The 21,276-nt window shown below is 33.1% G+C and carries 27 protein-coding genes and 1 pseudogene; 24 read left to right on the top strand and 4 right to left on the bottom strand.

Annotated features, from left to right (window positions below; genetic code table 11):
- Positions 1 to 336 (top strand): annotated as a pseudogene (locus tag Q0977_RS16255) (hypothetical protein); the annotation flags it as partial.
- Positions 337 to 493: 157 nt separating this feature from the next.
- On the opposite strand, the gene Q0977_RS16250 reads toward Q0977_RS16255, so the two are convergent.
- Positions 494 to 766 (bottom strand): hypothetical protein, encoded by a 273-nt coding sequence (locus Q0977_RS16250; RefSeq protein WP_299515837.1) that lies wholly within the window; start codon positions 764 to 766, stop codon positions 494 to 496.
- A 668-nt stretch (positions 767 to 1,434) separates the two neighbouring features.
- Between Q0977_RS16250 and Q0977_RS16245 the strand changes: the two genes are divergently transcribed.
- From Q0977_RS16245 to Q0977_RS16230, 4 genes are all read left to right on the top strand, one after another.
- Positions 1,435 to 1,539 (top strand): type I toxin-antitoxin system Fst family toxin, encoded by a 105-nt coding sequence (locus Q0977_RS16245; protein ID WP_141323668.1) that lies wholly within the window; start codon positions 1,435 to 1,437, stop codon positions 1,537 to 1,539.
- A 257-nt stretch (positions 1,540 to 1,796) separates the two neighbouring features.
- Entirely contained in the window at positions 1,797 to 2,015 is a 219-nt protein-coding gene (locus Q0977_RS16240) for a lactococcin 972 family bacteriocin (RefSeq protein ID WP_299515834.1), read from the top strand.
- 120 nt (positions 2,016 to 2,135) lie between these two features.
- A complete protein-coding gene (locus tag Q0977_RS16235) occupies positions 2,136 to 4,226 on the top strand; it encodes a hypothetical protein (protein WP_141323666.1) in 2,091 nt (696 codons plus the stop codon).
- A 3-nt stretch (positions 4,227 to 4,229) separates the two neighbouring features.
- Positions 4,230 to 4,865 (top strand): putative bacteriocin export ABC transporter, encoded by a 636-nt coding sequence (locus tag Q0977_RS16230; RefSeq protein ID WP_299515819.1) that lies wholly within the window; start codon positions 4,230 to 4,232, stop codon positions 4,863 to 4,865.
- 5 nt (positions 4,866 to 4,870) lie between these two features.
- Here Q0977_RS16230 and Q0977_RS16225 read toward each other — a convergent pair whose 3' ends face one another.
- On the bottom strand, positions 4,871 to 5,164 hold the full coding sequence (locus tag Q0977_RS16225; protein WP_141323662.1) for a type II toxin-antitoxin system YafQ family toxin: 294 nt from the start codon (positions 5,162 to 5,164) through the stop codon (positions 4,871 to 4,873).
- 61 nt (positions 5,165 to 5,225) lie between these two features.
- Here Q0977_RS16225 and Q0977_RS16220 point away from each other — a divergent pair, with 61 nt between their 5' ends.
- The 8 genes from Q0977_RS16220 (at position 5,226) to Q0977_RS16185 (ending at position 11,308) form a co-directional block, all read left to right on the top strand.
- Complete coding sequence (locus tag Q0977_RS16220) at positions 5,226 to 5,591, top strand: hypothetical protein (RefSeq protein ID WP_299515788.1); 366 nt, start codon at positions 5,226 to 5,228, stop codon at positions 5,589 to 5,591.
- A gap of 99 nt (positions 5,592 to 5,690) precedes the next feature.
- The gene (locus tag Q0977_RS16215; RefSeq protein WP_299515786.1) at positions 5,691 to 5,996 is read left to right on the top strand and encodes a hypothetical protein; all 306 of its coding nucleotides are present in this window, start codon (positions 5,691 to 5,693) and stop codon (positions 5,994 to 5,996) included.
- Between the two features lie 671 nt (positions 5,997 to 6,667).
- Complete coding sequence (gene mobC / locus Q0977_RS16210) at positions 6,668 to 7,012, top strand: plasmid mobilization protein (protein ID WP_141323656.1); 345 nt, start codon at positions 6,668 to 6,670, stop codon at positions 7,010 to 7,012.
- Positions 6,994 to 7,959 (top strand): relaxase/mobilization nuclease domain-containing protein, encoded by a 966-nt coding sequence (locus Q0977_RS16205; protein WP_299515780.1) that lies wholly within the window; start codon positions 6,994 to 6,996, stop codon positions 7,957 to 7,959. The genes mobC (Q0977_RS16210) and Q0977_RS16205 overlap by 19 nt, the downstream gene beginning before the upstream one ends.
- Positions 7,877 to 8,227, top strand: a complete 351-nt coding sequence (locus tag Q0977_RS16200; RefSeq protein ID WP_299515778.1) for a hypothetical protein — start codon at positions 7,877 to 7,879, stop codon at positions 8,225 to 8,227. The genes Q0977_RS16205 and Q0977_RS16200 overlap by 83 nt, the downstream gene beginning before the upstream one ends.
- 320 nt (positions 8,228 to 8,547) lie before the next feature.
- Positions 8,548 to 9,150 carry a protein adenylyltransferase Fic gene (gene fic, locus Q0977_RS16195; protein ID WP_299515776.1) on the top strand — a complete coding sequence of 201 codons (603 nt, stop codon included), beginning with the start codon at positions 8,548 to 8,550 and terminating at the stop codon, positions 9,148 to 9,150.
- Positions 9,151 to 9,498: 348 nt separating this feature from the next.
- On the top strand, positions 9,499 to 10,734 hold the full coding sequence (locus Q0977_RS16190; RefSeq protein ID WP_299515841.1) for a RepB family plasmid replication initiator protein: 1,236 nt from the start codon (positions 9,499 to 9,501) through the stop codon (positions 10,732 to 10,734).
- Entirely contained in the window at positions 10,727 to 11,308 is a 582-nt protein-coding gene (locus tag Q0977_RS16185; RefSeq protein WP_299515839.1) for a RepB-like protein, read from the top strand. Before Q0977_RS16190 ends, Q0977_RS16185 begins: the two co-directional genes overlap by 8 nt.
- Before the next feature lie 157 nt (positions 11,309 to 11,465).
- Here the strand turns inward: Q0977_RS16185 and Q0977_RS16180 are convergent, their stop codons facing one another.
- Positions 11,466 to 11,738: a hypothetical protein gene (locus Q0977_RS16180; protein ID WP_299515837.1), complete on the bottom strand. Its 273-nt coding sequence runs from the start codon at positions 11,736 to 11,738 to the stop codon at positions 11,466 to 11,468.
- 668 nt (positions 11,739 to 12,406) lie between these two features.
- On the opposite strand from Q0977_RS16180, the gene Q0977_RS16175 reads away from it, so the two are divergent.
- The 4 genes from Q0977_RS16175 to Q0977_RS16160 all read left to right on the top strand — a co-directional run bounded on the left by Q0977_RS16175 (position 12,407) and on the right by Q0977_RS16160 (position 15,837).
- The gene (locus tag Q0977_RS16175; RefSeq protein WP_141323668.1) at positions 12,407 to 12,511 is read left to right on the top strand and encodes a type I toxin-antitoxin system Fst family toxin; all 105 of its coding nucleotides are present in this window, start codon (positions 12,407 to 12,409) and stop codon (positions 12,509 to 12,511) included.
- Positions 12,512 to 12,768: 257 nt separating this feature from the next.
- Positions 12,769 to 12,987 (top strand): lactococcin 972 family bacteriocin, encoded by a 219-nt coding sequence (locus tag Q0977_RS16170; RefSeq protein WP_299515834.1) that lies wholly within the window; start codon positions 12,769 to 12,771, stop codon positions 12,985 to 12,987.
- Positions 12,988 to 13,107: 120 nt separating this feature from the next.
- Positions 13,108 to 15,198, top strand: coding sequence for a hypothetical protein (locus tag Q0977_RS16165; RefSeq protein ID WP_141323666.1), 2,091 nt, complete (start codon positions 13,108 to 13,110; stop codon positions 15,196 to 15,198).
- 3 nt (positions 15,199 to 15,201) lie between these two features.
- Complete coding sequence (locus Q0977_RS16160; RefSeq protein WP_299515819.1) at positions 15,202 to 15,837, top strand: putative bacteriocin export ABC transporter; 636 nt, start codon at positions 15,202 to 15,204, stop codon at positions 15,835 to 15,837.
- Positions 15,838 to 15,842: 5 nt separating this feature from the next.
- On the opposite strand, the gene Q0977_RS16155 is transcribed toward Q0977_RS16160, so the two are convergent.
- Positions 15,843 to 16,136, bottom strand: coding sequence for a type II toxin-antitoxin system YafQ family toxin (locus Q0977_RS16155; RefSeq protein ID WP_141323662.1), 294 nt, complete (start codon positions 16,134 to 16,136; stop codon positions 15,843 to 15,845).
- A 61-nt stretch (positions 16,137 to 16,197) separates the two neighbouring features.
- Here Q0977_RS16155 and Q0977_RS16150 point away from each other — a divergent pair, with 61 nt between their 5' ends.
- The 7 genes from Q0977_RS16150 to Q0977_RS16120 form a co-directional block, all read left to right on the top strand.
- Entirely contained in the window at positions 16,198 to 16,563 is a 366-nt protein-coding gene (locus Q0977_RS16150; protein WP_299515788.1) for a hypothetical protein, read from the top strand.
- Between the two features lie 99 nt (positions 16,564 to 16,662).
- Positions 16,663 to 16,968 (top strand): hypothetical protein, encoded by a 306-nt coding sequence (locus tag Q0977_RS16145; protein ID WP_299515786.1) that lies wholly within the window; start codon positions 16,663 to 16,665, stop codon positions 16,966 to 16,968.
- A 671-nt stretch (positions 16,969 to 17,639) separates the two neighbouring features.
- A complete protein-coding gene (gene mobC / locus Q0977_RS16140) occupies positions 17,640 to 17,984 on the top strand; it encodes a plasmid mobilization protein (protein ID WP_141323656.1) in 345 nt (114 codons plus the stop codon).
- Positions 17,966 to 18,931: a relaxase/mobilization nuclease domain-containing protein gene (locus Q0977_RS16135; RefSeq protein ID WP_299515780.1), complete on the top strand. Its 966-nt coding sequence runs from the start codon at positions 17,966 to 17,968 to the stop codon at positions 18,929 to 18,931. The genes mobC (Q0977_RS16140) and Q0977_RS16135 overlap by 19 nt, the downstream gene beginning before the upstream one ends.
- On the top strand, positions 18,849 to 19,199 hold the full coding sequence (locus Q0977_RS16130) for a hypothetical protein (RefSeq protein WP_299515778.1): 351 nt from the start codon (positions 18,849 to 18,851) through the stop codon (positions 19,197 to 19,199). Before Q0977_RS16135 ends, Q0977_RS16130 begins: the two co-directional genes overlap by 83 nt.
- A 320-nt stretch (positions 19,200 to 19,519) precedes the next feature.
- Positions 19,520 to 20,122, top strand: coding sequence for a protein adenylyltransferase Fic (gene fic, locus Q0977_RS16125; protein WP_299515776.1), 603 nt, complete (start codon positions 19,520 to 19,522; stop codon positions 20,120 to 20,122).
- Positions 20,123 to 20,509: 387 nt separating this feature from the next.
- On the top strand, positions 20,510 to 21,276 hold a 767-nt coding region (locus Q0977_RS16120; protein ID WP_299515774.1), incomplete at its 3' end, for a replication initiation protein.

The raw sequence follows: 21,276 nt of genomic DNA, 5'->3' as shown, positions 1-21,276 counted from the left end.
GATGGCAATCCAGAGGGGAATGAAGAGATTTTATTTTTAAGGAATCTAGTGTCCGAACTCCAATCAGAAAAAAAAGAGCTTCATAAGCTATTAGACCAGCAACAACGTTTAGCCTTACAAGATAAAAAAATGATTGAGGACTATAAATCTGAAATTAATGATTTGCGAGCTCTTAACATGCCGATGAATAGTAAAAATGATCCATCGGTAAATAATGATCAAGAAGAATTAGCACAGCTGAAATTGAAAATTAAGATCTTAGAAGAACGTACTAACTCAGAAGAAAAAGAGACTGGTAAAATAGAATCGAAAAAATGGTGGAGACTATGGAAGTAAACAAGTGCTTCAAAATTTAAGTTTCGAAATTAACAAAGTTGATAGAATATTTGACTTAGAAATCGAAGAATTAGTCAGTGAATCAACTAATGAAAAAGTAATTGGAATTACAGACAAAGCAAGTATTGATACTTGCTTTGTTACTGTAAATATATTTCTAATGTTTTTGATTTGTTTTATCTTCTACCTTATTGTTTTTCTGCTCTTCAATGAAAAAAGCTTTGTTATCAATTTCTCTACTCCAATTATTATTTGTAGTAGCGCCATCTCTGTTCATTGAGTTAAATCCACCCGACCCAGTGTTAATCATTTTCCCCCAACCTTTTAAAGGATCTTTTCCTTGTTGTCTTAATTTGAAATTTTTTGCTCGTAATTCTTCTGATTTGTCCACACGTCTTTTTTTAAATTTTAGCAATATATGTTTAAACATAAAAAAACTCCCTTCTAATTTTTAGCAAATATATAAAAACGGTTACATACTTAAGAAGTTTGGTTCGCAAAATGCATACACTGATTGAACATCTTTTTCTTTATATCTAATGTTATCCCATCGATAAATGGGTGTATTACATTAATGTCACGATCATGTAGAAGTTCTTGATAGCTGCGACAATAGTCACGTATTTTTGCAATCAAAAATTAATTTAAAATGATCTTTTGATTGCAAAAAAATTACAAAAAAATTAATTTACGCTAATTTAACATTTTTGTATTTTTTTTACAACTCAATTTAATAAAAAAATTATACTTTTTTAGTCAATATAAGCTCGATTTAAATAAAACATAGTATTTTAAAAATAAAATCAATCTTATTGATTACGTGTTATTTAAATACTAAGTCAACATAATCTGTATTAAACGAAGTAGCGCCTGGATCAACCGATCCAGGCGCTTTCTTTGTGAATCGCAAGTGGTCTACCTATTTTGCCCTTTTCAAAGACGATGAAACCAGTCTTTCGCTCAAGCAAAAGTTTGTGAAATTTTCAACCGTTTAGCATAGAGGTTTGTTATTTTATTCGTTCAATTTCCCATCATTTTGGTTGCTGAAATTATGGTATACTCTTCTTTGGCAACTTGCCCCAGATTGGGGGTGTTGTTGTGTTTTACCAAATCTTATCGTTAATCGTTGCGCCAGTATTAGTTGGCATAGTCACTGAACTATTTTCTCATTGGTTAAAAGAGAAGGACAAAGACAACGATTGAAAGCAAGTTGCTACCTAACCCACAACGCTAGCAGTCGCAACTAGTGCCAAAAAAGCCCAACCTACTCGCAATAGGTTGGGCTTTTGTGTTGTTGTGTAACAACAAATCTTATCTTTTCGCATTCTAATTATAACATGGGGGAGAACGGAAGCCAAATTTCTGACTTTTTAGCTATTATTCTATTTTTTTTGTTCGAGAGCCCCATTTTAAGCCCCTATTTACTTTGATTTATCCTATCTACACATAACAGATGACTTTTGGCAATAGTACTAGTAAAGAAATATAAGAAAACGATTGCAATGATATTTAAAAAATATTATTATTTATATAAGATTGGTAGATTGAATTATGGAGTGGGGTGGAGTGCTACTTTCGGCTATTCAGATTATTTGCACCCTAGTAGATCTCATACAGCAAGTGTAAGAAATGGAGAAACAGGAGTTACAAATTCACAACGTGCTTCCAAAGAAAATTAGGCTAGAAGTTCTCTAACAAAAATTCCGCCAACTGGATTAAATTATTATTATGGATTCTAAAAAAACTAGTTGCCGAAAGTTTATCGGCAACTAGTTTTTTTTAGGAAGGAAGAGGTTCAAATGAAAAAAATACTTAGTATCTCTTTAGCAATCGCAATGATATGTATTAGTTTGATTATATTAAATTTATATAGTACACATGAAATAAAACGTGTGAATGATATCGAAATAACAGATAGCTCATTTAAATTTTATGTAAAAAATACAAATAAAACAGACGAAGAAACTTTAAAATTTTTTCAAAATATTTCAGAGCAATATAAAGTATCTATAGTAAAAACAGATATAACAGATAATAGCGTATTAAAATCAGTGATTTTAAATAAAGAAACTTTCCCTAATTTTCAGATTAGTAATACTTCAATTAATTTTGATAAACAAAACGATAAGGTCTATACAAATAAAGATATCCCTGTATTTTTTAATGTTAAAAAAATTGAAATTCAAAGTATGAATAATTACTTCAAAGATTCAACGAAATCTATTAATGGGACATATTCGGTTACTTCTACTCATGAAATAAATAAAGAAGCAATTATGAACAATTTGAGTGAATTTTTCAATCAAAGTATGGACGATTTAAATACTCCGAGTACATTCTTTAAAGTAGGCATAGTCAACCAAAATTTGATTATTAGTACTGTCATCATAAGTTTATGTCTTGTAATCATTGTAATTGGATCTATCTATAATCCAATTAATAATTTGAAGCTTATTGGAATAAAAAAGCTATTAGGATTTTCAAATCATACAATTTTTTTAGAGTCTGTGTTACCTCTATTATTCGTTTTAATCAGTATAGGTGTGATAACGGATATTTTATTTGTGTTTTTTATAAAAAATATCTCACTTGATTTCATTTCGTATGCATTGCTAGGTCAATTTTTATTAATTCTAATTTATGTATTAATTAGTCTTATTGTACAATTATTTGTCAACAAGATAACCGTCATTAGCATGTTGAAAAATTTTTCTAATTTTAACTTAGGATTATACGTTAGTTATGGAATGAAAATAATTATCGTATCTTTACTATGTGTTATGGTAACAGGTATTTCTTTAAATATGAAAGACATGTTTACACAACTAAGTTATCAAAAAACATGGGAACAAGAGGGTGGAAATTATGTCACTATTGAAAATTACATTCCCAGTGATAAGCTATGGGAAAATATGCAACTACGAAATAGTGAATCAACTGATTTCTTTTATAAATTATATACGAACATAAAGAATGTAACACCTACTGAGTATGTAAGAAGTGAACAAATATCTCCATCTGAAAGATTTAACACATCTAACTTTGAGAAATTAAGTTCGATGTCAATAATGTATGTAGATGAGGCATATCTAGAGAATGCTGGATTGTTTAAGAACGAATTAAATCAAATAAAAAATAACCCTCAAAAAAATTTCTTTATTCCAAAGCAATATGAATCTGAATCGGAAGAAATTACTCTTTTAACAAAAGAACTATATAAATCACTATTTTCATTCGAAGACCAAGAAAATATAAGTAGTCAGGATTTGCCTGTAAATATCATATTTTATGATACTTTTATTAATACATTTTCTTATATGGATTCACCAAATTCATTCGAAAATCCAATTTTTGTACTCGTCGATGATGAAAATATGTTATTCGAAGAGAAAGCTTATTTATCAGATACAGGATTATCTAATCCAATGAAAATAAAGAAAGTATCTAACTTAAATGAAAAACTAGCACAAATCGTCAATACTTTGGACGATCAAACAAAGATTAATTTTTCAACATTATCTTCGATCAAAGCAACGAATATAGATTCGATAAAAGATGGCATTAAGAATATTAGTATTTTGTCATTTATATTAGGTATATTAAACATACTGATTTCGACATTTGTTGTATCAATCGTATTTTTAACTAAAAAAGAGACGTTGACAGTCACGAAGTTTTTAGGTTGGAAACTTTTTGATAGATATAAAAATATAATTTATATTTTCACTCTAATCTATCTAATTCCTATTACTATTTTACTTGTAACAATGTCTCCAATAATAGTTCTAATTGTATTTTTAGTGTATATGATTTTAGATATCATTATTCTGTTAGCGTTTGCCTTCTCTCATGAAAAGAAAAAACTAAATTTATCCATGAAGGAGAAATAAATTATGGACTTAATACGTTTAAATAATGTTTCCAAAAAAATAGAAGATAGAGAAATTTTAAAACACATAGATTTAAATATTAATCAAGGAGAAATGATTAGTATTACAGGTCCTAGTGGATCTGGAAAAACAACTTTATTAAATATTCTCGGTCTAATAGATTCTGATTATACTGGGGACTATTTCTTTGAAGGTGAACATAATTTAAAAGCAAATTCGTCTAAAACACAAAAAATTATTCGCAGTGAAATTAGTTATTTGTTCCAAAATTTTGCTTTGATTGAAAGTGAAACAGTATCCTTTAATTTATTACTCGCATTAAAATATATTAAAAAATCGAAGAAAGAAAAAATAACTTTAATTGAACAAACACTAGATAAACTTCATCTAAAAGGGTATTTAAATAAAAAAATAGCTTCACTATCTGGTGGTGAACAACAACGAGTAGCTTTGGCTCGTGCAATCATCAAGCCATGTAAACTGATCCTAGCTGATGAACCAACAGGCTCTTTGGATGAAACGAACCGAGATACTATTATAGATTTGCTGAAGGTACTTAATGATGAAGGAAAAACCATCATTATAGTAACTCACGATCCTATCGTTGCAAATAATTGTCATAAAATAATTCAATTATGATATTTTTAGTATCGGATGCCGATTAAGATTAATGCTACTTCGTCAATTCGATAGACAACAAGGACATCAGATGATTCGTTTGGCTCGTTGCCTTTTGGTGTGTTTCTAAAGTGAAACTCACGGTAGCCACTCATTTTTCGAGTAAGCGGATGATCTTGAAAGTCATCAGGTAAGGATTCTCCCTCCAGTAAGATTTCAATGGCTTCACGAACCTCGGATACAATGATCTTATCGATAGTCGCTAATCGTTTTAAATTAGCCGTAAACGTTTCTCTGGGTTTAAATTTTAATGGGTTCATCCTCAGGTAAAACGGCTCGCATCATTAACTGATCGCATGCAATCGCATAGTCTAACGACCCTTGTTTTGTTCGAATTGCTCGTTCCAAGACGGCTTACAAGCTGCCAACAAGCAGTTAGTAAGTCAAGCACTTGAAACAAAAGAAGGAATGATTGCGGAAGCCATTCGTGCCTACCAAAAGGAGCTAGTTCTAAAAAAATGGTATGAAACAATCCTTAAAATCATGTCTTTCGACAAAAATCTGCCTCGGGCTGCGAAAGCATTTCTAGAAGTGTATGGATCAAAAACAGTACGATTTGGTGTGTTAGGGTCGTTCGCTTTATTTGAAGGGGTTGATCTGATTGATCTAAATGACTTACTTTATCCCACTCGTAAATTAAAAACCCGTTTAGGAAGCTGGCTTGCCACCCAATACAAAAACAAGTGACAAGTAAAATTACTAGTAATTTAAAGCGGATTTACCTATATCTTCAGGTAACGAATCATCCTAATTTTCAATTAAAAATTGAAAGGAGCGACACCCTACATGAAGATCGATACATTGCGTTTTGCCGTTCAAAGAGACGATTGGCTTTCCCAATATGTGGACGATCCCTTACAAATGGAACTCATGAGAACAGATGAGTTTAAATTAGCTGTACAACTGTACGAAGAACAAAAACGGATGCCGAATACAAACGGATGGCATCATGAAGTCAGTATTTTAATTTACTATGATGGGGAAGAAATCGCCTATATTTCAGATAGTGGAGAACTTCGTTCGCTAGATTATTTAACTGTTCTTGATAGTTCTTTGGATGAACTGAGGCAGCTATTCGATTGGAGAAATTAGTTTTTAGTGTCGTTTTCGAGTAGAAAATCGACAGGCTTTAAGTGTTGCTTTTTATATAAAAAGCAACACGCATTTAGCTAACTTTTGAAAAAAAGTTAGTGCTTTTTGGAGCTAAAAGTGAAACAACTTTTAGCTCTTTTTTATAAAAAATCGAAAGAAATTTTATAAAAAAGACGAGTGAAAAATAAGCGAACAGCTTACTTTTTGATACGAGTTTAGGGGTTCGGGGAGTTCCCCGACAAGCGTAAATGTAGCACAAAGTGCTAGCATTTGGACTGCTTGCCAAACCCTTATTATGCTATAATGAGGGTGCCTGTTTTGTTATTGAGTTGTGAGAGAATAGCGAGCAAGGAAATTACAAAACTAAGAGGAAAATTGTAACCGAATAGGGAGCAATTTGACGTTTTCTCTTGTGGAAGTTGTGAGCGAATAACGCACAACTGAAACTAGAGAAAGGCGAAAGAAAATTGACCGAATAGGGAAATTTTAAGTCGCTATCTTTTGAACTTTTTTGTAGGCGACTTTTGCCACAAAAACAGACAAAGGGAAACGACTGAACAAGGAGTTTTCTCTGTCTGTTTCGTTTGAGATTGTCGAACAGACAACTCTTAAACGAAATGATTGAACAAATCGGCGAATAGCCGACTTTGAGAAAGAAAGGGGACTTGACTTTGAGTAAATCAACCTACACGCAAGTAAATTTTCGATTGACTGAAAAAGAAAAAGAAGCCTGGCAACAACAGGCAAATCAGTTAAACATGACGTTGCCTAAATTTACAAAACACATCATGAACAGTTTTTTTGAACTTGGGTATATCAAGCAACCGAAACTAGATCACCAACAAGGAGCAGAAATAGCCAAGCACTTAGGACGATTAGGCGGGAATGTCAATCAAATTGCCAAATGGTGTCACACGCATAAAGAAACTATTTCAGAAGAACAAGTAAACCGATTGGCTTTTAACTTAGAACAGGTCCAAAAGGAGTTGAAACAAGTATGGCAACAGTTAAATTAGCCCGAACAACAAGCTGTAATCGTGCGATCGCTTATGCGGAAAAAAGAGCCGTTGAAAAAGACGGCCTAAACTGTGAAATAACCAATGCCAAACAGGAAATGACGACGGTTAGAGAACTGTATGCTAAAAACGATAAGACACAAGCTCATCTATGTATTCAATCCTTTAGTCCTGAAGAAAGCCAAAAACTAGGGGCGAAAAAAATCAATCAACTAGGCATCGAACTAGCGGAAAAAATGGCGCCTAATCATCAAGTAGCCGTCTATACTCATGCGGATAAAGACCATATCCATAATCATATCGTGATTAATTCGGTCAATTTAGAAACAGGTGAAAAGTATCACCATAACAACGATTTTGAGCGAGTGGCTAAAATTCACGATGAATTATTACGTGAGCACAAGTTAGAAGTCGTGAAAAAGCAGGCAGTCGAACGCCGAACAATGGCGGAACGACAACTCTCGCAAAAAGGAACGGTGCCATGGAAAGATACAATCAGACAAGAAATTGATTCCTTAATGCGAGATGCCTCTGTAAGCTCATATAAGGCGTTTAGAGAGTGTTTGAAAGAAAAAGGTATAAAAGTGCACGATAGAGGAAAAAACGTCACATACGAGCTTTTAGAGGGCAATAAAAGGGTTCGTGGGGCGAAGCTAGGAGCAGATTATGAAAAGGACGTGATTAAAAATGAGTTGGACAGACGAGAAAAAGCACGAAAACTTGAACCAAATGAAGAACGCTACGACAAATTCAAAGAACGACTTGCTGACGGACAGCCAGAAGATCGAACTGATCGCCCAGACCGTCGAGCAATTAGCGACCGAGCACGACTTGCTGAACTTCGACATGAGAGAGAACTTACAGATGAGTCAAGACTTGCAGAAAGAAACTTATCAGATGTTAAACCAACTATCCCAAAAACTATCGACTTTGGACCAAAACTCTGAAAAGTATGAAAAACAAGTGCTAAACGTTGTTCGTTGGCAAACCTTAGCGAAAAAGTTACTTGAATTATTCGTATACATTGGCGCAATTGCCGTTCTTTTCAAGGCCTTAACCACCTCTCTTTGGGAAACCCTCGGTTTGAAGTCCTTGTATGAACACTTTAATGGTCAAGAGACGATTCAGTTAAGCCTGATGATTGCGTATAGTTTGCTTGTCTTGGGTTTCTTCGGATGGATTTTCCGAAAAATAGTGAAATTAGCGAGTGATTAGTAAGTTGCGGCTGGTCAAGTGCGCCGCCCTAGGGTTGTTAGGGCTTGCCCTGACCGCCTGTAAGGCGTTTGATTGCCAGATAGGCGTATTTATCTAGTCAAACAATTAAAACAGCGTATACGAGCAATTAGAGCCAATCAAGAAAACCCCTAAAAGAGGGGTTGATCTTTTCTTTTAGCGAGTGAACGAAGTGAACGCTGCAAGTAAAATGTGAGCGTGGCTTTCGCTCACTCCTTTAGGTATAATATTAGGTGTAGAAACTACTGAATGAGAACAAATCAAGTGGGCATTTTATATTTAATAGATGATGGGGTGATACCGTGGTTTTAGATAATAAATTAGGTTTAACAAATTCAGCAGAATTAGCCAAACAAGAAGAACTCCTAACAAAAAAAAGAGCCAAAGAATTGTTTGAATCTGGGAAACTAGATGAACTGGAAATTGGGACGTTTCGAGGCTTATCTGATATTCATCATTTTTTATTCCAAGATATTTACGACTTTGCAGGAAAAATTCGAGAAGTCAATATTGCGAAAGGAAATTTTCAATTTGCGCCACGTATTTTTTTAGCGCAAACACTCGAGTATATTGATAAATTACCTCAAGAAACTTTTGATGAAATTATTGATAAGTACTCTGATATGAATGTGGCCCATCCGTTTAGAGAAGGCAATGGACGTGCCACTCGTATCTGGTTGGATTTAATGCTTAAAAGTAAACTGCATAAAATCGTAGATTGGAATCAAATTGATAAGGATGAGTATTTAAATGCTATGATCCGTAGTACAGTGAGCACTAATGAATTAAAATATTTGATTCAAAAAGCTTTAACAGATGACCTAGGGAAAGAACAATTCTTTAAAGGAATTGATGCGAGTTATTATTACGAAGGCTATTATGAAATCAAAACAGAAGATCTATAAATATTATCTAAAAAAACAGACTGCTCAATCTAAAACTTGAGTAGTCTGTTTCTTTTTTTGGATGATTTTGACCTTTGATTTTAAATTTTTGAAAAAAATAAAAAAGGCGAAGCCTATTATATATATTTATTTTATATATTTTAATCTTTTCTTCTTTTGCGTCAAAAAAAAGTCATTGTTTTCAAGGGTTTACAGAATAATGTACTGACAAAAATCGATGTATTCACTGACAAAAATCGATGTATTCACTGACAAAAATCGATGTATTCACTGACAAAAAAATAAAAAAGTCAGTGAATTATGGTATAATAAAAGCATGAAGAAAAATTCTTTGGACGGAATTTCTTCATGCCAACTACAAAACACGCAAAGGAGCGTATCTTTATGTTTATTATACCAAAAAATGAACAAAATCAGAAGCAGGTGCAAATCTTGAATGAACTTGAAAAACGCAAAGTAGTAGAGAATAATGCATTAATTACCAGTGTTGCGAAAATGCAAAAAACAGCTTTAAAAATGTTTGAGTTAGCGGTATCTTGCATTAATACGGAGAATTTACCAAAAAACAATACGGTTTATCTCTCAAAAGAAGAACTCTTTGCCTTTTTTGAAGTTGGTTCTAACAGCAAGCATACTCAATTTAAAGAAGCGATTGAGATTATGCAAAAACAAGCCTATTTTAAAATTAAGTCTAATAAAAAACTAGGTATTGAGTATGAAAGTATTGTCCCTATCCCTTATGTAAAGTGGAATGATTATAATGATGAAGTAACCATACAATTTAGCGAACATATTATGCCTTATTTAATTAATTTAAAATCTGAATTTACACAATATAAAATTTCAGAACTACAAAAATTAAACAGCAAGTATTCTATTATCTTGTATCGTTGGTTATCCATGAATTATAACCAGTACGAGCATTATAGTTATAAGGGTGGACGGAGAGAAGAACAAGTGCAAGCCTACCGTAACCCCAGTATTTCGATACGAGAATTGCGAGAAATGACCGATACAGTAAAAGAGTATAAACAAATATATGATTTTGAAAAGCGAGTTTTGAAGAACTCTTTGGAAGAAATCAATGCTCATACCTCTTTTAACGTGTCTTATGACAAAGTCAAAAAAGGACGAAGTATTGATTCTATTGTCTTTCATATCACGAAGAAACGCCGAGCAGACGATAACAGTTACAAGCTAGAGGACAAGACCTACAAGGAAGCGAAAGCCGAAAAAGAATTATCAAACCAAACGCTTGCAGGTAAAGCGTTAGAAAGTAGATATACAAGGTTATTGCTTGAAAATTTCCTTTTATCGCCTTATGAAATGACAGATACATCACTTATGGCTGGCTTGCAAAAAAATGTTTATCCAAAGTATGACGAACTCAAAACATTACGAGGACTTGAGGGGGTCAAAAAGCACCTCTCATACGTTCGTGAGAAGCAAGAACCTTATTCAAAAGGGAACGTTGCAAAGTATCTTAAAAAGGCAGTTGATCAGTATTTGCCAACTGTGAAATTACAAGACCTTGACCAACCAGAACGTGCAAGTGTTCGAGGTAAAGGAGCAAGCCATGAGTGAAAATTTAAAAACCATAAAAGAAATTGCGGATGAAATAGGTGTTTCAAAGCAAGCTGTATGGCAAAAAATAAAAAAAGAATCGTCAATAGATTTACGTCAATTTACGTCAAAAAAAGGAAATACCGTTTACGTTGACGTTGATGGTCAAAAAGTTATTAAGAGTGCTTTTTTTAACAAAACGTCAACTAAAAAACGTCAACAAAAAGTTTTTGTTGACGACAACGTGAATAATTCAGTTGATGGCAATCCAGAGGGGAATGAAGAGATTTTATTTTTAAGGAATCTAGTGTCCGAACTCCAATCAGAAAAAAAAGAGCTTCATAAGCTATTAGACCAGCAACAACGTTTAGCCTTACAAGATAAAAAAATGATTGAGGACTATAAATCTGAAATTAATGATTTGCGAGCTCTTAACATGCCGATGAATAGTAAAAATGATCCATCGGTAAATAATGATCAAGAAGAATTAGCACAGCTGAAATTGAAAATTAAGATCTTAGAAGAACGTACTAACTCAGAAGAAAAAGAGACTGGTAAAATAGAATCGAAAAAATGGTGGAGACTATGGAAGTAAACAAGTGCTTCAAAATTTAAGTTTCGAAATTAACAAAGTTGATAGAATATTTGACTTAGAAATCGAAGAATTAGTCAGTGAATCAACTAATGAAAAAGTAATTGGAATTACAGACAAAGCAAGTATTGATACTTGCTTTGTTACTGTAAATATATTTCTAATGTTTTTGATTTGTTTTATCTTCTACCTTATTGTTTTTCTGCTCTTCAATGAAAAAAGCTTTGTTATCAATTTCTCTACTCCAATTATTATTTGTAGTAGCGCCATCTCTGTTCATTGAGTTAAATCCACCCGACCCAGTGTTAATCATTTTCCCCCAACCTTTTAAAGGATCTTTTCCTTGTTGTCTTAATTTGAAATTTTTTGCTCGTAATTCTTCTGATTTGTCCACACGTCTTTTTTTAAATTTTAGCAATATATGTTTAAACATAAAAAAACTCCCTTCTAATTTTTAGCAAATATATAAAAACGGTTACATACTTAAGAAGTTTGGTTCGCAAAATGCATACACTGATTGAACATCTTTTTCTTTATATCTAATGTTATCCCATCGATAAATGGGTGTATTACATTAATGTCACGATCATGTAGAAGTTCTTGATAGCTGCGACAATAGTCACGTATTTTTGCAATCAAAAATTAATTTAAAATGATCTTTTGATTGCAAAAAAATTACAAAAAAATTAATTTACGCTAATTTAACATTTTTGTATTTTTTTTACAACTCAATTTAATAAAAAAATTATACTTTTTTAGTCAATATAAGCTCGATTTAAATAAAACATAGTATTTTAAAAATAAAATCAATCTTATTGATTACGTGTTATTTAAATACTAAGTCAACATAATCTGTATTAAACGAAGTAGCGCCTGGATCAACCGATCCAGGCGCTTTCTTTGTGAATCGCAAGTGGTCTACCTATTTTGCCCTTTTCAAAGACGATGAAACCAGTCTTTCGCTCAAGCAAAAGTTTGTGAAATTTTCAACCGTTTAGCATAGAGGTTTGTTATTTTATTCGTTCAATTTCCCATCATTTTGGTTGCTGAAATTATGGTATACTCTTCTTTGGCAACTTGCCCCAGATTGGGGGTGTTGTTGTGTTTTACCAAATCTTATCGTTAATCGTTGCGCCAGTATTAGTTGGCATAGTCACTGAACTATTTTCTCATTGGTTAAAAGAGAAGGACAAAGACAACGATTGAAAGCAAGTTGCTACCTAACCCACAACGCTAGCAGTCGCAACTAGTGCCAAAAAAGCCCAACCTACTCGCAATAGGTTGGGCTTTTGTGTTGTTGTGTAACAACAAATCTTATCTTTTCGCATTCTAATTATAACATGGGGGAGAACGGAAGCCAAATTTCTGACTTTTTAGCTATTATTCTATTTTTTTTGTTCGAGAGCCCCATTTTAAGCCCCTATTTACTTTGATTTATCCTATCTACACATAACAGATGACTTTTGGCAATAGTACTAGTAAAGAAATATAAGAAAACGATTGCAATGATATTTAAAAAATATTATTATTTATATAAGATTGGTAGATTGAATTATGGAGTGGGGTGGAGTGCTACTTTCGGCTATTCAGATTATTTGCACCCTAGTAGATCTCATACAGCAAGTGTAAGAAATGGAGAAACAGGAGTTACAAATTCACAACGTGCTTCCAAAGAAAATTAGGCTAGAAGTTCTCTAACAAAAATTCCGCCAACTGGATTAAATTATTATTATGGATTCTAAAAAAACTAGTTGCCGAAAGTTTATCGGCAACTAGTTTTTTTTAGGAAGGAAGAGGTTCAAATGAAAAAAATACTTAGTATCTCTTTAGCAATCGCAATGATATGTATTAGTTTGATTATATTAAATTTATATAGTACACATGAAATAAAACGTGTGAATGATATCGAAATAACAGATAGCTCATTTAAATTTTATGTAAAAAATACAAATAAAACAGACGAAGAAACTTTAAAATTTTTTCAAAATATTTCAGAGCAATATAAAGTATCTATAGTAAAAACAGATATAACAGATAATAGCGTATTAAAATCAGTGATTTTAAATAAAGAAACTTTCCCTAATTTTCAGATTAGTAATACTTCAATTAATTTTGATAAACAAAACGATAAGGTCTATACAAATAAAGATATCCCTGTATTTTTTAATGTTAAAAAAATTGAAATTCAAAGTATGAATAATTACTTCAAAGATTCAACGAAATCTATTAATGGGACATATTCGGTTACTTCTACTCATGAAATAAATAAAGAAGCAATTATGAACAATTTGAGTGAATTTTTCAATCAAAGTATGGACGATTTAAATACTCCGAGTACATTCTTTAAAGTAGGCATAGTCAACCAAAATTTGATTATTAGTACTGTCATCATAAGTTTATGTCTTGTAATCATTGTAATTGGATCTATCTATAATCCAATTAATAATTTGAAGCTTATTGGAATAAAAAAGCTATTAGGATTTTCAAATCATACAATTTTTTTAGAGTCTGTGTTACCTCTATTATTCGTTTTAATCAGTATAGGTGTGATAACGGATATTTTATTTGTGTTTTTTATAAAAAATATCTCACTTGATTTCATTTCGTATGCATTGCTAGGTCAATTTTTATTAATTCTAATTTATGTATTAATTAGTCTTATTGTACAATTATTTGTCAACAAGATAACCGTCATTAGCATGTTGAAAAATTTTTCTAATTTTAACTTAGGATTATACGTTAGTTATGGAATGAAAATAATTATCGTATCTTTACTATGTGTTATGGTAACAGGTATTTCTTTAAATATGAAAGACATGTTTACACAACTAAGTTATCAAAAAACATGGGAACAAGAGGGTGGAAATTATGTCACTATTGAAAATTACATTCCCAGTGATAAGCTATGGGAAAATATGCAACTACGAAATAGTGAATCAACTGATTTCTTTTATAAATTATATACGAACATAAAGAATGTAACACCTACTGAGTATGTAAGAAGTGAACAAATATCTCCATCTGAAAGATTTAACACATCTAACTTTGAGAAATTAAGTTCGATGTCAATAATGTATGTAGATGAGGCATATCTAGAGAATGCTGGATTGTTTAAGAACGAATTAAATCAAATAAAAAATAACCCTCAAAAAAATTTCTTTATTCCAAAGCAATATGAATCTGAATCGGAAGAAATTACTCTTTTAACAAAAGAACTATATAAATCACTATTTTCATTCGAAGACCAAGAAAATATAAGTAGTCAGGATTTGCCTGTAAATATCATATTTTATGATACTTTTATTAATACATTTTCTTATATGGATTCACCAAATTCATTCGAAAATCCAATTTTTGTACTCGTCGATGATGAAAATATGTTATTCGAAGAGAAAGCTTATTTATCAGATACAGGATTATCTAATCCAATGAAAATAAAGAAAGTATCTAACTTAAATGAAAAACTAGCACAAATCGTCAATACTTTGGACGATCAAACAAAGATTAATTTTTCAACATTATCTTCGATCAAAGCAACGAATATAGATTCGATAAAAGATGGCATTAAGAATATTAGTATTTTGTCATTTATATTAGGTATATTAAACATACTGATTTCGACATTTGTTGTATCAATCGTATTTTTAACTAAAAAAGAGACGTTGACAGTCACGAAGTTTTTAGGTTGGAAACTTTTTGATAGATATAAAAATATAATTTATATTTTCACTCTAATCTATCTAATTCCTATTACTATTTTACTTGTAACAATGTCTCCAATAATAGTTCTAATTGTATTTTTAGTGTATATGATTTTAGATATCATTATTCTGTTAGCGTTTGCCTTCTCTCATGAAAAGAAAAAACTAAATTTATCCATGAAGGAGAAATAAATTATGGACTTAATACGTTTAAATAATGTTTCCAAAAAAATAGAAGATAGAGAAATTTTAAAACACATAGATTTAAATATTAATCAAGGAGAAATGATTAGTATTACAGGTCCTAGTGGATCTGGAAAAACAACTTTATTAAATATTCTCGGTCTAATAGATTCTGATTATACTGGGGACTATTTCTTTGAAGGTGAACATAATTTAAAAGCAAATTCGTCTAAAACACAAAAAATTATTCGCAGTGAAATTAGTTATTTGTTCCAAAATTTTGCTTTGATTGAAAGTGAAACAGTATCCTTTAATTTATTACTCGCATTAAAATATATTAAAAAATCGAAGAAAGAAAAAATAACTTTAATTGAACAAACACTAGATAAACTTCATCTAAAAGGGTATTTAAATAAAAAAATAGCTTCACTATCTGGTGGTGAACAACAACGAGTAGCTTTGGCTCGTGCAATCATCAAGCCATGTAAACTGATCCTAGCTGATGAACCAACAGGCTCTTTGGATGAAACGAACCGAGATACTATTATAGATTTGCTGAAGGTACTTAATGATGAAGGAAAAACCATCATTATAGTAACTCACGATCCTATCGTTGCAAATAATTGTCATAAAATAATTCAATTATGATATTTTTAGTATCGGATGCCGATTAAGATTAATGCTACTTCGTCAATTCGATAGACAACAAGGACATCAGATGATTCGTTTGGCTCGTTGCCTTTTGGTGTGTTTCTAAAGTGAAACTCACGGTAGCCACTCATTTTTCGAGTAAGCGGATGATCTTGAAAGTCATCAGGTAAGGATTCTCCCTCCAGTAAGATTTCAATGGCTTCACGAACCTCGGATACAATGATCTTATCGATAGTCGCTAATCGTTTTAAATTAGCCGTAAACGTTTCTCTGGGTTTAAATTTTAATGGGTTCATCCTCAGGTAAAACGGCTCGCATCATTAACTGATCGCATGCAATCGCATAGTCTAACGACCCTTGTTTTGTTCGAATTGCTCGTTCCAAGACGGCTTACAAGCTGCCAACAAGCAGTTAGTAAGTCAAGCACTTGAAACAAAAGAAGGAATGATTGCGGAAGCCATTCGTGCCTACCAAAAGGAGCTAGTTCTAAAAAAATGGTATGAAACAATCCTTAAAATCATGTCTTTCGACAAAAATCTGCCTCGGGCTGCGAAAGCATTTCTAGAAGTGTATGGATCAAAAACAGTACGATTTGGTGTGTTAGGGTCGTTCGCTTTATTTGAAGGGGTTGATCTGATTGATCTAAATGACTTACTTTATCCCACTCGTAAATTAAAAACCCGTTTAGGAAGCTGGCTTGCCACCCAATACAAAAACAAGTGACAAGTAAAATTACTAGTAATTTAAAGCGGATTTACCTATATCTTCAGGTAACGAATCATCCTAATTTTCAATTAAAAATTGAAAGGAGCGACACCCTACATGAAGATCGATACATTGCGTTTTGCCGTTCAAAGAGACGATTGGCTTTCCCAATATGTGGACGATCCCTTACAAATGGAACTCATGAGAACAGATGAGTTTAAATTAGCTGTACAACTGTACGAAGAACAAAAACGGATGCCGAATACAAACGGATGGCATCATGAAGTCAGTATTTTAATTTACTATGATGGGGAAGAAATCGCCTATATTTCAGATAGTGGAGAACTTCGTTCGCTAGATTATTTAACTGTTCTTGATAGTTCTTTGGATGAACTGAGGCAGCTATTCGATTGGAGAAATTAGTTTTTAGTGTCGTTTTCGAGTAGAAAATCGACAGGCTTTAAGTGTTGCTTTTTATATAAAAAGCAACACGCATTTAGCTAACTTTTGAAAAAAAGTTAGTGCTTTTTGGAGCTAAAAGTGAAACAACTTTTAGCTCTTTTTTATAAAAAATCGAAAGAAATTTTATAAAAAAGACGAGTGAAAAATAAGCGAACAGCTTACTTTTTGATACGAGTTTAGGGGTTCGGGGAGTTCCCCGACAAGCGTAAATGTAGCACAAAGTGCTAGCATTTGGACTGCTTGCCAAACCCTTATTATGCTATAATGAGGGTGCCTGTTTTGTTATTGAGTTGTGAGAGAATAGCGAGCAAGGAAATTACAAAACTAAGAGGAAAATTGTAACCGAATAGGGAGCAATTTGACGTTTTCTCTTGTGGAAGTTGTGAGCGAATAACGCACAACTGAAACTAGAGAAAGGCGAAAGAAAATTGACCGAATAGGGAAATTTTAAGTCGCTATCTTTTGAACTTTTTTGTAGGCGACTTTTGCCACAAAAACAGACAAAGGGAAACGACTGAACAAGGAGTTTTCTCTGTCTGTTTCGTTTGAGATTGTCGAACAGACAACTCTTAAACGAAATGATTGAACAAATCGGCGAATAGCCGACTTTGAGAAAGAAAGGGGACTTGACTTTGAGTAAATCAACCTACACGCAAGTAAATTTTCGATTGACTGAAAAAGAAAAAGAAGCCTGGCAACAACAGGCAAATCAGTTAAACATGACGTTGCCTAAATTTACAAAACACATCATGAACAGTTTTTTTGAACTTGGGTATATCAAGCAACCGAAACTAGATCACCAACAAGGAGCAGAAATAGCCAAGCACTTAGGACGATTAGGCGGGAATGTCAATCAAATTGCCAAATGGTGTCACACGCATAAAGAAACTATTTCAGAAGAACAAGTAAACCGATTGGCTTTTAACTTAGAACAGGTCCAAAAGGAGTTGAAACAAGTATGGCAACAGTTAAATTAGCCCGAACAACAAGCTGTAATCGTGCGATCGCTTATGCGGAAAAAAGAGCCGTTGAAAAAGACGGCCTAAACTGTGAAATAACCAATGCCAAACAGGAAATGACGACGGTTAGAGAACTGTATGCTAAAAACGATAAGACACAAGCTCATCTATGTATTCAATCCTTTAGTCCTGAAGAAAGCCAAAAACTAGGGGCGAAAAAAATCAATCAACTAGGCATCGAACTAGCGGAAAAAATGGCGCCTAATCATCAAGTAGCCGTCTATACTCATGCGGATAAAGACCATATCCATAATCATATCGTGATTAATTCGGTCAATTTAGAAACAGGTGAAAAGTATCACCATAACAACGATTTTGAGCGAGTGGCTAAAATTCACGATGAATTATTACGTGAGCACAAGTTAGAAGTCGTGAAAAAGCAGGCAGTCGAACGCCGAACAATGGCGGAACGACAACTCTCGCAAAAAGGAACGGTGCCATGGAAAGATACAATCAGACAAGAAATTGATTCCTTAATGCGAGATGCCTCTGTAAGCTCATATAAGGCGTTTAGAGAGTGTTTGAAAGAAAAAGGTATAAAAGTGCACGATAGAGGAAAAAACGTCACATACGAGCTTTTAGAGGGCAATAAAAGGGTTCGTGGGGCGAAGCTAGGAGCAGATTATGAAAAGGACGTGATTAAAAATGAGTTGGACAGACGAGAAAAAGCACGAAAACTTGAACCAAATGAAGAACGCTACGACAAATTCAAAGAACGACTTGCTGACGGACAGCCAGAAGATCGAACTGATCGCCCAGACCGTCGAGCAATTAGCGACCGAGCACGACTTGCTGAACTTCGACATGAGAGAGAACTTACAGATGAGTCAAGACTTGCAGAAAGAAACTTATCAGATGTTAAACCAACTATCCCAAAAACTATCGACTTTGGACCAAAACTCTGAAAAGTATGAAAAACAAGTGCTAAACGTTGTTCGTTGGCAAACCTTAGCGAAAAAGTTACTTGAATTATTCGTATACATTGGCGCAATTGCCGTTCTTTTCAAGGCCTTAACCACCTCTCTTTGGGAAACCCTCGGTTTGAAGTCCTTGTATGAACACTTTAATGGTCAAGAGACGATTCAGTTAAGCCTGATGATTGCGTATAGTTTGCTTGTCTTGGGTTTCTTCGGATGGATTTTCCGAAAAATAGTGAAATTAGCGAGTGATTAGTAAGTTGCGGCTGGTCAAGTGCGCCGCCCTAGGGTTGTTAGGGCTTGCCCTGACCGCCTGTAAGGCGTTTGATTGCCAGATAGGCGTATTTATCTAGTCAAACAATTAAAACAGCGTATACGAGCAATTAGAGCCAATCAAGAAAACCCCTAAAAGAGGGGTTGATCTTTTCTTTTAGCGAGTGAACGAAGTGAACGCTGCAAGTAAAATGTGAGCGTGGCTTTCGCTCACTCCTTTAGGTATAATATTAGGTGTAGAAACTACTGAATGAGAACAAATCAAGTGGGCATTTTATATTTAATAGATGATGGGGTGATACCGTGGTTTTAGATAATAAATTAGGTTTAACAAATTCAGCAGAATTAGCCAAACAAGAAGAACTCCTAACAAAAAAAAGAGCCAAAGAATTGTTTGAATCTGGGAAACTAGATGAACTGGAAATTGGGACGTTTCGAGGCTTATCTGATATTCATCATTTTTTATTCCAAGATATTTACGACTTTGCAGGAAAAATTCGAGAAGTCAATATTGCGAAAGGAAATTTTCAATTTGCGCCACGTATTTTTTTAGCGCAAACACTCGAGTATATTGATAAATTACCTCAAGAAACTTTTGATGAAATTATTGATAAGTACTCTGATATGAATGTGGCCCATCCGTTTAGAGAAGGCAATGGACGTGCCACTCGTATCTGGTTGGATTTAATGCTTAAAAGTAAACTGCATAAAATCGTAGATTGGAATCAAATTGATAAGGATGAGTATTTAAATGCTATGATCCGTAGTACAGTGAGCACTAATGAATTAAAATATTTGATTCAAAAAGCTTTAACAGATGACCTAGGGAAAGAACAATTCTTTAAAGGAATTGATGCGAGTTATTATTACGAAGGCTATTATGAAATCAAAACAGAAGATCTATAAATATTATCTAAAAAAACAGACTGAGCAATATACAAATTGCTCAGTCTGTTTTCGTTACTGGATGATTTTGACCTTTGGTTTTAAATTTTTGAAAAAAATAAAAAAAGGCGAAGCCTATTATATATTTATCTTATATATTTTAATCTTTTATATCTTTTGCGTCAAAAAAAAGTTAGGTTTTTCAATGGGTTACAGGATAATGTGTGTAGAAAATACTGTGTTTACGTGTAGAAAATACTGTGCTTACGTGTAGAAAATACTGTTTAGAAGTGTAGATTTGTATTTATTTTCTACACGTATTATGATATAATAAAAGCATGAAGAATCTCTCGACGAAAAGTGTTTCTTCATGCGTATTTAAAATCACTCGCAAAGGAGCGTATTTCTATGTCTAGTATACCAAAAAATGAACACAATCAGAAGCAGGTGAAAATCTTGAATGAATTATCAAAACGCAAAGTGGTGGAGCATAATTCTTTAATTACCAGCATTGCGAAAATGGATAAAACTCCACTCAAAATGTTTGAGTTAGCCGTATCGTGCATTGATACCGAAGAACCACCTAAAGATCATACTGTTTATTTGTCAAAAGCAGAACTTTTTTCGTTTTTTAAAGTTTCTGATAATGACAAACATAGTCGTTTCAAGCTGGCAGTTGAGAATATGCAGAAACAGGCCTTTTTTAAAATTAAAGAAAAAAAAGAACATGGATTTGAATTTGAAAACATTGTGCCGATTCCCTATGTAAAGTGGACCGATTATCATGATGAAGTCACTATCCGATTTAGTCCTGAAATTATGCCTTATTTAATCAATTTAAAACAGAATTTTACACAACATGCTTTATCCGATCTTGCAGAACTCAATAGCAAGTATTCTATTATTTTGTATCGTTGGTTATCGATGAATTATAACCAATATGAGCATTATAGTTATAAGGGTGGACGGAGAGAAGAACAAGTGGAATCATATAGAAACCCCACTATTTCAATGCGAGAATTGCGAGAAATGACCGATACAATCAATGAATACCAAGATTTCAGGAATTTTGATAAATGGGTATTAAAAAAACCGCTTGAAGAAATCAATGATCATACTTCTTTTACCGTGACGTATGACAAAGTCAAAAAGGGGCGCTCGATTGATTCTATCGT

This window comes from uncultured Rummeliibacillus sp. (assembly GCF_934216135.1).
GTDB lineage: Bacteria > Bacillota > Bacilli > Bacillales_A > Planococcaceae > Rummeliibacillus.
Note: the sequence above shows the minus strand (reverse complement) of the source record. Positions and strands in the feature narration are given on the sequence as shown.